This is a genomic window from Moorena producens PAL-8-15-08-1 (assembly GCF_001767235.1).
GTDB classification, from domain to species: Bacteria; Cyanobacteriota; Cyanobacteriia; order Cyanobacteriales; family Coleofasciculaceae; genus Moorena; species Moorena producens_A.
This window is the reverse complement of record NZ_CP017599.1, coordinates 5,571,403-5,583,544: the sequence shown is the minus strand read 5'-3', so window position 1 is coordinate 5,583,544 and position 12,142 is coordinate 5,571,403. Positions and strand designations below refer to the sequence as shown.

The 12,142-nt window shown below is 41.4% G+C and carries 10 protein-coding genes; 4 read left to right on the top strand and 6 right to left on the bottom strand.

Translation table 11 applies throughout. The annotated features are described in order from the left end of the window. Positions 1–382 precede the first annotated feature (382 nt). The gene (locus tag BJP34_RS20375) at positions 383–3,199 is read left to right on the top strand and encodes a COR domain-containing protein (protein ID WP_070393924.1); all 2,817 of its coding nucleotides are present in this window, start codon (positions 383–385) and stop codon (positions 3,197–3,199) included. Here BJP34_RS20375 and BJP34_RS43845 read toward each other — a convergent pair. From BJP34_RS43845 to BJP34_RS20365, 4 genes are all read right to left on the bottom strand, one after another. After that, positions 3,170–3,310, bottom strand: coding sequence for a hypothetical protein (locus BJP34_RS43845; RefSeq protein ID WP_158517334.1), 141 nt, complete (start codon positions 3,308–3,310; stop codon positions 3,170–3,172). The genes BJP34_RS20375 and BJP34_RS43845 overlap by 30 nt on opposite strands. 442 nt (positions 3,311–3,752) lie before the next feature. After that, positions 3,753–4,745 (bottom strand): IS4 family transposase, encoded by a 993-nt coding sequence (locus BJP34_RS20370; RefSeq protein WP_083305041.1) that lies wholly within the window; start codon positions 4,743–4,745, stop codon positions 3,753–3,755. Between the two features lie 386 nt (positions 4,746–5,131). Continuing rightward, a complete protein-coding gene (locus BJP34_RS40420; protein ID WP_149031086.1) occupies positions 5,132–5,335 on the bottom strand; it encodes a hypothetical protein in 204 nt (67 codons plus the stop codon). A 403-nt stretch (positions 5,336–5,738) separates the two neighbouring features. Further along, a complete protein-coding gene (locus BJP34_RS20365; protein WP_070393923.1) occupies positions 5,739–5,939 on the bottom strand; it encodes a hypothetical protein in 201 nt (66 codons plus the stop codon). A gap of 479 nt (positions 5,940–6,418) precedes the next feature. Here BJP34_RS20365 and BJP34_RS40415 point away from each other — a divergent pair, with 479 nt between their 5' ends. Further along, positions 6,419–6,670, top strand: a complete 252-nt coding sequence (locus tag BJP34_RS40415; protein WP_149031085.1) for a hypothetical protein — start codon at positions 6,419–6,421, stop codon at positions 6,668–6,670. A 4-nt stretch (positions 6,671–6,674) separates the two neighbouring features. On the opposite strand, the gene BJP34_RS20360 is transcribed toward BJP34_RS40415, so the two are convergent. Beyond that, positions 6,675–7,484: a hypothetical protein gene (locus tag BJP34_RS20360; RefSeq protein WP_070393922.1), complete on the bottom strand. Its 810-nt coding sequence runs from the start codon at positions 7,482–7,484 to the stop codon at positions 6,675–6,677. A gap of 1,175 nt (positions 7,485–8,659) precedes the next feature. On the opposite strand from BJP34_RS20360, the gene BJP34_RS20355 reads away from it, so the two are divergent. Further along, entirely contained in the window at positions 8,660–10,912 is a 2,253-nt protein-coding gene (locus BJP34_RS20355; protein ID WP_070393921.1) for a ribonuclease R family protein, read from the top strand. 87 nt (positions 10,913–10,999) lie between these two features. Here BJP34_RS20355 and BJP34_RS49190 read toward each other — a convergent pair whose 3' ends face one another. After that, positions 11,000–11,128, bottom strand: a complete 129-nt coding sequence (locus BJP34_RS49190; RefSeq protein ID WP_158517333.1) for an alpha/beta hydrolase — start codon at positions 11,126–11,128, stop codon at positions 11,000–11,002. Between the two features lie 333 nt (positions 11,129–11,461). Between BJP34_RS49190 and BJP34_RS20350 the strand changes: the two genes are divergently transcribed. Beyond that, entirely contained in the window at positions 11,462–12,106 is a 645-nt protein-coding gene (locus BJP34_RS20350; protein ID WP_070393920.1) for a flavin prenyltransferase UbiX, read from the top strand. Positions 12,107–12,142 lie beyond the last annotated feature (36 nt).

The following is a 12,142-nucleotide window of genomic DNA, read 5'->3' as shown; positions in this document are numbered from 1 at the left end:
GATGCTTATTTCACCATGATGCTCCTTCCACCATGATGCCTATTCTACCAAGATGCCTATTCCAGAAAACTATTAAAATCATCCTGCATTTAGGGAACTCCCAATTTGGCCATTGCTGAATCAAAGAAGGAAATTATTCCACCAAAGTTATTAAAAGTTATTAAGTATAAATCCTCGTGGTTGCATTTAACCAGTGACTTGACATAACTTTTATATAAAAAACATTACAATAGATGTGTTGGCTCAGAACATAAGCGTTTATTGCATTTATGAGGTACAGTATTCTTTTACGCTGATTCTCTTAAAAGTCTATTGCCTATTGCCTATTTCCTATTGCCTTAAAACCATAAGCTTTGTCACTCACCCAAATAACAATTGCTATATGACCGAAGATAGTATTCCAACACACTTCCGAGAAAAAATCCAAGAAGCCAGGAAAAAAAAACTTGAAATACTCGATTTAAGTAATTACTCAGATAATACAATATTAAAACTTTTCGTTAATTTAGTTTCAGATCGATCCCAACCATTGACCAAGATACCAGAGGAAGTTTTTGAACTAAAACAAATTAAAGTATTAAAATTAAAGTATAACAAAATAGATAAAATTCCAGAGTCTATTGGGAATCTATCCAATTTAACTCATCTATATTTATCCTTCAATCAACTAACCAATCTTCCAGAGTCTATTGGGAATCTATCCAATTTAACTCATCTATATTTATCCTTCAATCAACTAAAAAAACTACCAGAATCTCTTGGAAATTTATCCAATTTAATCGAGCTAAATTTAGAAACAAATCAACTAACAAACCTCCCGGAATCTCTTGGGAATCTATCCAATTTAAACAGACTAGAATTATGGAATAATCAACTAATAACTCTGCCAAACTCTCTTGGGAATCTATCCAATTTAACCAGGTTAGAGTTATGGAATAATCAACTAACAACTCTGCCGGAATCTCTTGGGAATCTATCCAATTTAATCAGGCTACATTTATCGGGTAATCAACTAACAACTCTGCCGGAATCTCTTGGGAATCTATCCAATTTAACCAGGCTACATTTATGGAATAATCAACTAACCACCCTTCCCGAATCTTTTGGAAATCTATCCAATTTAACCCAGCTAGAGTTATCGGAAAATCCCCTGGTTGTTCCACCGCCAGAAGTAGTCAGTAAAGGAGTAGATGCTATTAAACAATATTTTCGACAATTAAGGAAAGAAGGAAAAGATTATATCTATGAAGCTAAGTTGTTGATTGTCGGCGAGGCCGGAGCAGGCAAAACTAGTTTAGCTAAAAAAATTCAAAACCCCCAATACCAACTCCAAGACAATCAAGCATCTACAGAAGGCATTGATGTTATTAAATGGAGTTTTCCTCTTCTAGATAAGGAACAAGAATTTAAAGTCAATATTTGGGATTTTGGCGGGCAAGCAATTTATCATGCTACCCATCAGTTTTTTTTAAGTAAACGTTCTCTCTATACTTTGGTGGCGGATAGTCGTAAACAAGATACGGATTTTTATTATTGGTTAAATATTGTAGACAAATTAAGTGATAATAGCCCCCTGTTGATTATTAAAAACGAGAAACAAGACCGCCGAAGGGAAATTAACGAAAACGCTTTGCGAGGGCAGTTTACCAATCTCAAAAACACTATGGCTACTAATCTCAAAACTAACCGAGGGTTAGCAGAGATTATCGATGCTATTCAATATCACATTAAAAATTTACCTCACGTCGGACAAGTATTACCGAAAACTTGGGTAAAGGTTCGTCAAGCTTTAGAAAACGATTGTCGTAATTATATCTCTCTTGAGGAATATCTAGATATCTGTGAAACCAATGGATTTACTCGACGGGAAGATAAATTACAATTAATTAGATATCTCCATGATTTAGGCATATGTCTTCATTTCCAGGATCAAGAAGATTCGTTGTTATATAAAACAGTCATTCTTAAACCCGAATGGGGTACCGATGCTGTTTACAACGTGCTGGATAATCATGACATTATTAATAACAACGGAAAGTTTACCCGCAACGATTTAAAACGTATTTGGAAAGAAGAAAAGTATGCCTCTACCAGAGGAGAATTACTAGAACTAATGAATAAATTCCAACTTTGCTATGAAATTCCTGACAGCAAAGATACCTTTATCGCCCCTCAACTCCTCAGCGATAACCAACCAAACTATGACTGGAATCCATCCCACAATCTGATTTTACGCTACACTTATCCTGATTTTATGCCTAAGGGTATTATCACTCGCTTGATTGTGGTGATGCACCAGTATATTGACCAACAAAAATACGTTTGGAAAACTGGGGTCATCTTAACTAAGGACAACACCAAAGCCGAAGTGATTGAATATTACGATAAACGGGAGATTAAGATTAGAGTTACTGGTAGAGATAAGCGGGGATTATTAAGCATAGTTGCTTACGAACTAGATAGAATACATGCTTCTTATAAGCGCTTGAAGTACAGTAAGTTAATACCTTGTAATTGCCCTACGTGTAAAGACAGTCAGTCGCCACACTCTTATCCCTTTGAAAGATTGCAAAAATTTATAACAGACCAGCAATACACCATTCAATGTCAAGAAAGCTATCAGATGGTGAATGTTCTGAGTTTAATTGATGATATAATAGATTTGAACAAGTTAGTATCTAATGATCAACAAGATAGTAATCAATCAATTCAGTTTAAAGGTGATATTCAACAATTAGTCTTGCTATTATCACAACAAGGTAATATTTTTGGAGATTTTTCTGAAATCATGGCTAATATCAACGATAAAAGTCGCAAGTTCCATCTATCTGAGAACGCTGTTAAAAATAGTGGTGGTGGTTCAATTATTTTCGGTGATAATACTGGTACGTTTACCAATACTTTCAGCCAGTTGCCTAGCTTTGATGCTGAGCCTGATAAAAAACAACTCAAGGAATTACTCAGTCAACTGCACAACGCAGTTATAGAAGAAGAGTTGGATGACGACGATAAAGAAGAAGCCATAGAACAAATTGAAGCGATCGCTTCTGCTTTAACTAATTCCGAAGATAGTGGTGTGAAGAAAGTAGTTAAGAAGGCGATGAAAATACTCATGGGAACTGCTGCTGCTTTGTCTCCTACTGCTAACATGGTAACTATATGTAAGGAATTACCAGGTTTGATTAGTAAGATATTTTAATATAGCAATTCTACTTGTGAGGTAAAAATATCTAGGTTTTAGGGAGCAGGGAGCAGGGAGCAGGGAGCAGGGAGTAGCTAAAAGGAACCCACCTCTAGGGCATGTTTTCAAAGTTTTCCGCAAGATTATGATCCCCCCCAGCCCCCCTTAAAAAAGCTATCCATTAGGCAAAAGTAGTCGAAACAGTGATAGAGACTAGGACGTAGAAGCAAGTTGTGAACCTTCAAACAAATGGTAAAAGGTAGAAAGCCCTCGCGGCTAGAGTTTTCAAGCCAGGTTCGCCATCTCCGGTACGGGCCAAAAATCCACCCAAACGTGCAATCGCTCATCAGAGCTTGGCGAAGAGTAGGAGGTTTTTTCGAGCGGTTTTTGGGTTGAAATTGAAGTCGCTTGAGCTTCCATTCCTGTGGAGATAAAACTACTTGGCAAGAAGCATCGGGATTAAGTCGAGCGAGATTACGTTAACCACATTAATCGCCAAGCAACAATGTTATAAGTAGCCAGTGCTTTGAGTAAACGCTCTCTAGTTTGAAGTTGAAGTTTTTCGCGTGCGTCAGCCACTTTTAAGGGTAAAGTGAAAGCGTTCGATGAGCCATCGATAACTATACCACTGCACGCATTGCCAAGCTTTTTGGAAGTCGTCAATTGGTAGAGTTGTGAGCAACAACCAACGAATGGGTTGACTACCATCAGCCGGTTTCTCAGTTTCTTCTACCAGTAGTACGTTGATTTCCACTGGATGGAGATTGTGGGGTTTGGGATGATGTTGAGGCACTTCCAAAGTGACTCTTATCCCTCGGATTTGTAATGATGCCTGACGAGCTGGACGTTTGGGATTACGCTCTAAGTTGATGGTCATTGTACCTAAAATTGGTCTTTGTTCAATCATCGGTAACAGATATCCCATCTCCTCTTTCACCCTGCGATTATACTCTCGAAGAATCAGTAATTCGCTATTAGCAGAACGCTTTTGGGCGAATAACTCGAAGATATCAGCCTCACGATCTGCAACATGTATGAGCTTGGCTTTTTCCGCTAGTCCTTCTTCAGCTCCCTTAACTGTCTCTAACCATCGATAACTTTCTTTTTCTTGAATCGCTTTTTTCTTGCGTTCTTTTTTCAAACCACTCCTGTGCTTTCTGGTCCAACTCTGTTGATGTAGCAGTCCTAATGGTTTTCCTTTGGCACTGACCGCTATACAGCTATGAACTTTAATTCCTTGTTGAAGGGTCTGATTTATATATCCCAAACCTTTTGTGGCTTCATGTGTCGTATACTCCAAGTCGGTCGTGTCCTGTATTGCCAGCACTACTCCTGCTTCCACACATCTCCTCACTACGCCTTCCTTGTGTGAAGCCAATATTTGTGTTCTTGTCACTTTCTCATTTGACCAAAATCTGTAAATACTTTGGCTGTTGCTGGCATTACCACTCGCTTTTGGTACTGTTTCTCCTGGATGCTCGCTTAAGACCACAAGTGTCTTTCTCAATCTTTTGGCATGACGTATGTCCTGAAAAATTTCGGATTTATTTCCTGGCTGATCCAATCCTTCATTTGTTCTTCTTCATCTCCTGATTGACTTTTTCCTCTGATACTCTCATAACCAATGCCTCCCTGTCCACTCCCGTGAGGGTGCTCCTACTTAGGGCTTGCTGAATAAGTCTATTGATTCGGGTAATAAGTAATAAGTAATAAGTAATAAGTTAAGAGTTCACTATCGCTTGCTGCACAAGTCTTTGGGGAAATTTGCGGATCTGAAACTAGCTCTTGAAAAATATGCTTATTTTTCCCTCACATTCCGAATATAACCAAGTGTTCCCCTACGATGGTGCCAGGTTTTTGTATCGATGGGCTCAAAATCCTGGCACTTTTTCAGGGTAAAAATGATTGAAAGCCCTGTCTGGTATAGTTTCCATACTTGTGCAGCAAGCCCTACTTAAGTGCGATCAGCGCAAGCTGCTGCCGTAGGCGATCGCGTTTGTGATTTTGCGATCGCGTTTGTGATTTTGCGATCGCGTTTGTGATTTTGCGATCGCGTTTGTGATTTTGCGATCGCGTTTGTGATTTTGCGATCGCGTTTGTGATTTTGCGACCGCAGTCTTGGGAAATCCCTGTTAGTTTAATAATGGCTCTCACCACTCCTCTCCCAATCCTTGCCTAAATCCTAGTCTCTATCACTGTTTCGACTACTTTTGCCTAATGGATAGCTTAAAAAAGGGGGGAGCCATACTCAAAGTCCCCCTTTTTTAAGGGGGATTTAGGGGGATCTCAGAGGCAAGAATACACGCCCTAACCCCTCCCAGGAGAGGAATAAAATAGCCAATAGTCAAACAATTATATGTACTTCATGAGTCCTAGAAACGTTATAAAAAGTAAAAAAAAATAGCCGTAGATATTATGTCTACGGCTTTTTCAATGCCACAGTAAGTGGATTGAAATTCTCATGTCAGTCAGATCCCAAACCAAACCTGATCTGATCTTATTTTACAAGACCAGGAGCCTTTGCTAGGGGGGAAAACCCCCCCAGAAATTTAAAGTGTTATGGCAACAGCCAATACTTCATCATTGTCGTCTTCACTTCTCCTGGAACCTCCGTCGGCTCCATAGGGCTCCACTCGCAAATCTCTGCATAACCAAATACATAGAGGGTGTGCATGCTGTAGATTACTGCTTTACGAGAGCCTTTCAGAGTGTGCTCAACAGGGTATTTTTTTAGGTTTGGATTAAATTCTGTTGACATGTTTCAAACATTGAATTCGTCGTTATAACTATAATCATAATGATTATAGTTAATGTTGTCAAGGGTTGTAAAAAACTTTTTTTTGGTTTTTTATGGAGAAGTTGCAATTAATTTGAAACTTATAATTAGAGGTATTAAATCGGGAATCGGGAATCGGGAATCGGGAATCGGGAACAGTAATATTATTTAATTACAGTTTTTATCGCAGTTATGAGGTACGATTATAAATCTCAAAGTCCCCCTTTTTAAGGGGGATTTAGGGGGATCAATTTGTAACTTATGGTAAATATAATGGCTATAATACTTGATTAGTTAAGTAATTAAAATAATTGTTATAATTTTATAGGTCAGATTTATGGCAAATTGCAAATAGTTGAATAAAAAAAAATAACTAAACGATGAATGCTAAATGCTGACGATTTCAGGTTAATAAAAAAAGGGATGCTCAGCCAAGAGTATCCCTTTTGTGGTTGATATAATTGGGTGCATCTCATTGTCTTGATGCATCGCTTTTACTGTTTGACACCGTGGTGCGTTACGGGGCGGGCTATCCAAAGCCTGGCTACGAGGCGGAAAATGAGGCCCCCCTAACACACCCTACGCAACTGTTCCCTATTCCCTATTCCCTGCTCCCTGCTCCCTGCTCCCTGCTCCCTGCTCCCTGCTCCCTGCTCCCTGCTCCCTGCTCCCTGCTCCCTGTTCCCTGTTCCCTGTTCCCTTTCTATAGCTAATAGCTTAAGAATCTGAAGGTATTGGCTGAGATTCTAGATATTTCAGAAAAGACATTAACTCTTGGTCACTAAGCAGCTGACGCGATCGCTTACCGTAAGTTTGTAGAAGATAGTCTTTCCCCTGTTGAGTTGTCCAACCCAGACGCTTCATTTCTACATTAGTTTTAGTAATGATGTCAGAATGGTCAACAATTCCAGAACTCAAGGGTCCCATGTCACTGGTGTTAGTCTCTATGGTATTTTGAGAATATGACTGGACTGGAGGATCAGGTTGTGGGGTCTGGTAGCTAATTGGCTCCCTCTTTATAGGGATATCAACTGGCAAAGAGGTTTCTAGGTCCGGTGAAAGGGAGTCATTGCTAAATTTCCTTGCTGGTTCTACTGATGGGATATTGGCAGCAGTTTCTCTAACCTCTCTAGCTCTTGACTCTGAGAAAGAGTAACTACTGGTGTCACTGGTTCGAGTAGCTTGAGTAAAATGATGATTGGGTTGAGTCTGTTCATGACTTGCTGAGGTCGAGCCAACATCATAGCGAGGCAATGGTTGCAGCGGCAGATTTACCTCACGCTTTGCTCTGGGATTATCCTTGTTTTGATCAATCCCTTTCGTGCTATCCATGCCTAAAGCAGCTAAGGCTCTTTGTCTGGCTTGATCTTCTGCTAATTCAACAGTTTGGGCAGCAGCTAGACCGGTGACCAAGATGGTACCCTCAACTTTAACTGAGCAACGTACTATGTACTGACCATGGTCAATCGCTAAAAGATCGCTGATCAAGCTGCCTTGAGGATAACGATCTCGGAACTGAGTAAACATAAAACCATTTCCTGCCCAAATCTAAGCATTATATCATAGCATAGCTTTACCCGAAAACTGTAGCAAACGGAACAGCTGATCTGCGGAACACCGGAACATTTCTTCCCGATTCCTTACTTCCGTTGATGTACAATAAAACATAATATAATAGAACTATCTTTGGTAAGCTGGCGCTAAATCATTCTGTAGTTACAATCTGCAACAGACGTAGGAGAAAGGAATTTCAGTTGCGGTTCCTGATCCAGTTGAGCAGCACAGCCTACGCAAAACCAAAGTTTCTTTTTCCCAGGCGCTCTAGGAACAAGAAAACAGAGGGCGGGTACCTCCAAGTTCCCCTCGTTGCCTACACCTACGCTTCTTCCAGAAGAGCTGTCATATGCTGATGTAATTTATTGCTTTTTAGCCTACGCGAGTCAGTATGACGATTCAGAAAATCTGGATTTAGGGCGTAAGCGTGACCAATCGGTTGCCCTAATGGTAGACTAGTAGTAGATATAACTGGGGAATTTGGACAAAGTTCCGAGGCTGACCAGACTAAGCTAAGCTTCTCTTTTGCCCCAGGGGCTACAGCATTGCCAAAGCAAGGGGACTAAGTTACCAGGAAGCGTAATGGTTCTGAGTATTGCAGTGTCTGAACAAAAGAGTTAAGCGCCAAAGAAACTGGGTGGCATTGGAGATTCTCACTCTTTGAATCGGTTGCTTCTTATACATAACTGCCTGTAAGTTACCCGTTTGATGATAAATTCGCCAAAGAAACAATCGTCCTAGGGGCCTCAAACCGTAACTCAAAGAAGGTGCCATGGCGTTTGAATCACTGGCTATTGACCAACCTCTGACTCAAAAATCCCGCAGGCAAAGTTAGGTGAGTCATTAGCCTAAAAGTTACCCTGACCTTAGTCTTGCTTCGGAACAAAAACAACAGAGTTGGTTAAACAGTTTAGGCAAACCATCAGTGGATACCCTTTCCTGGGAAAGAAACACAAGGGGTGGAACAAGTTCAGGTACCCGGGAAAAGTAATGCACGTTTTCTTTGCTGCTCGGGAAGTGTACACCTGGCTTGCCTTTCAATAGTTCAGCCGATGACCCGATCGCATCAGGGACTGTCCTACCCCGCGCGATCGCATGCTCTTAAGGGCAACAAGCAAAAACCACGATCAGACGAAAAGGATTGTTGGATGGAATTTTCAATCGCTACATTACTTTCTAATTTTACTGATGATAAACTAGTGGCACCCAAAGTCTTAGAAAAAAAACTTGGTTGCCAAGACAAAGAAAGTCTCAAAAAACTCCAGATTTCCCTGGATGCACTGGAAAAATTAGGAATTCTGGTTAAAGATCGCGGCAGGTATCGACGTGTTTATGAAGAAGACGTGGTGGAAGCCAAGCTGCGCTGTTCGAGTAAAGGCTTTTGTTTCGCCATCCAAGAAGTCGAGGGAGCCGATGATATTTACATTCGGGAAACCAATCTCAGTACTGCCTGGAATGGCGATCGCGTCCTAGTCAAAGTTACCAAAGAAGGTAGCCGACGCCGGTCTCCTGAAGGAGAAGTGCGGTTAATTCTCGAACGGGTAAATCCTTCAGTGCTAGCGCGAGTCAAGGAAATTGGTAATGGTTACCGAGCCTTTCCCCTTGATGACCGACTCTTGTTTGAACTAGATCTTGAACCAGATGAGGAAATCTTACAAAAAGCAGTGGAGCATCTGGTTCATGTAGAAGTCCTACGCTACCCCCTCGGACAAAACCCTCCCCTTGGAAAAGTTGCCCGTATTTTAGGAAGTGATGCAGAAGATGCGGCTGACACCGACATTGTCTGTTGCAAGCACGATTTACGCTCTAACTTCCCTGATGGGGTACTTCTAGCCGCTGATAATTTACCGAAAAAGCTGAAAAAATCAGACTATAGCCAGCGCTTAGATTTGCGAAAGGTTCTGACCATTACCATTGAAGATAAGCTAGCTAACTCAGAGAAGGTAGTTGTAGAAAACGCCTTTACTCTAGAAAAAACTGAAGCAAATCAGTGGCAACTGGGGATACATATTGCTGATGTGGCTTACTTTGTCCCTCCAGACTCTGCCTTGGCTGATGAAGCCAGAAAAAGGGGTACAGCAGTTTATCTGTCCGATGTGATATTGCCTTTACTACCAGAAGCCGTTACCCAGCTTTGTTCCCTAGTACCAGGTCAAGACCGCTTAACCATGTCGGTACTACTCACTCTAGACGAAGCTGGTCAGGTAGTAGACTATGAGATTAAACCGTCGATAATCCAGGTACACTACCAGCTCACTTATGAACAGGCTCAATCCCTTCTGGGGGGACATGAGCAAGCTGACTCAGAATTGGCACCTGTGGTGGACATACTCAAAGAACTGTTTTTTACCTTGAGTCCAGCAGTCAGGGCGCAACGAAAGCAGCGGGGTGCCTTTGACCTAAATTTGTCCCAGATTCCATACCCCTATAAAGATGAAGGGAGAGTGGGGGCTCTAGAGGTTTCTTCAACAGTACCAATGCAGTCGTTGTTGAAGGAATTAGTGATCTTAGCTAATGAAGCAATAGCTACCCACATCCAAGCCCTAGGTTTGCCAGGGATTTACTGTGTCCAAGGGCTACCGGATTGGGATGGGCTTCAGGATTTGATTAGGTTGGGCATGAATCTAGAGCTAGATATGCAGCTTGAGAAAGAAGAAACCATTACCTCTCAAGACTATCAGGGCTTTACCCAGCTATTTTCCAAATCCATAGCACCTAAAGTATTGATCTATTTGTTGTTATCAACCTTAAAACCAACAGGTTATAGTTCAAAACCAGGATCCCACTTTGGTCTAGCATTGGATACTGGCTATACTCACGGAGTATCACCACTGAGGCGCTATGGGGATTTATGGGTACAACAGTTACTGCATTTGGTATTTGAAAAAGGAAGAGACCGTCGTTCTACCCGTTCCAAAGACCGGGTAAATCTCAATCATAGCAGCTGTCAAGGTAATATAAACTGGAATGTTTTACCACCAGAAATTCACCAAGAGTTAGAAAATCAGTTAACTACATTAATTCCCCATCTCAATGACCGTGAAAAGATCACCATGGATGCAGAGATGGATTTACAGGGCTTAAAGAAAGCTGAACAGATGAAAGAGCGTACAGGAGATATCTTCAGCGGGTTGATTACTGGAGTTCAATCCTACGGCTTTTTTGTCGAAATTGAAGACTTGTTAGTAGAAGGATTAGTTCACGTTAGCTCTCTCAAGGATGACTGGTACGAGTATCGCTCCCGTCACGCCTGCCTAGTCGGTCGCAAAAATCGCACTGCCTATCGATTAGGCGATCGCGTCGAAGTCCAAGTCAAGAGTGTGGATTATTACCGTCAACAAATTGACCTGGTAACCGTAAGCGGCGGGAGTTTTGCTAGTAACGAAGATTTAGAGGAGTAAGTTATTCGTGAGTGGTTAGTAGGTTACTCGAAGGTTAACTAACCACTAACCACGGGAGCATGTCACTTATGCAGAACATTTGTACGCTTATCTGGGTAATGGGTAATAGGTAATGGGTAATAGGTAATGGGTAATGGGTAATAGGTAATGGGTAATGGGTAATGGGTAATAGGTAATGGGTAATAGGTAATGGGTAATAGGTAATAGGGGGAGCATGTCACTTATGCAGAATATTTGTACATTATCTATAGCCCCCTCATGGGTTTAAGCTTGCTCTCATGGTACATAGTACTAATGTTTCAGCAACCCAAGACCTGCTCCCCTAACCACTAACCACTCACTACCAATTAAATGATATTAAGTCCGGTTAATAACTTATAATACCCTTGATTCTAATAGGGTTAATTTCTTTTTGTTAATTAACAATGTCAGCTGATAGCTGATAGCTGATAGCTGATAGCTGATAGCTGATAGCTGATAGCTGATAGCTGATAGCTGACAGCTGACGGCTGAATACTTACCAACCGGACATAATTTGACTACTGACTAATGACAACTCCTTTAATTCTTGGTGTCACTGGTGCATCTGGCCTAATCTATGCAGTAAGGGCTTTAAAGTATTTACTAGAGGCTGACTATGCTATTGAGCTGGTGGCATCGAAATCTACCTATATGGTTTGGCAGGCAGAGCAAAATATTCGCATGCCTCTTGAACCCGATCTACAAGAACAATTCTGGCGTCAGCAAGCGGCAGTCGATCAGGGGGGCAAACTCATTTGTCATCGGTGGGGGGATGTGGGAGCCAGTATTGCTAGTGGTTCTTTCCGTACTTTAGGAATGGTGATCATGCCCTGTAGTATGAATACCGTAGCAAAAATGGCTGCGGGCTTCAGTACTGACCTGCTGGAGCGTTCAGCAGATGTTCAAATTAAAGAAGGGCGTAAGCTAGTAATCGTACCTCGTGAAACACCCTTTAGCTTAATCCATCTGCGTAACCTTACCAGGTTAGCAGAAACAGGAGTTAGAATTGTTCCAGCTATACCGGCTTGGTACCATAACCCTCAAACCATCGAAGATTTGGTGGATTTTGTGGTAGCTCGTGCTTTAGACCAGTTAGACATTGACTGCATTCCCCTAAAACGGTGGCAGGGGAGAAGTAATGATTCCCTTAAACATAGTTATCATGATAGGTAGGAAATCAAGATATCGGAAAGATGGGGAAAATAGGGC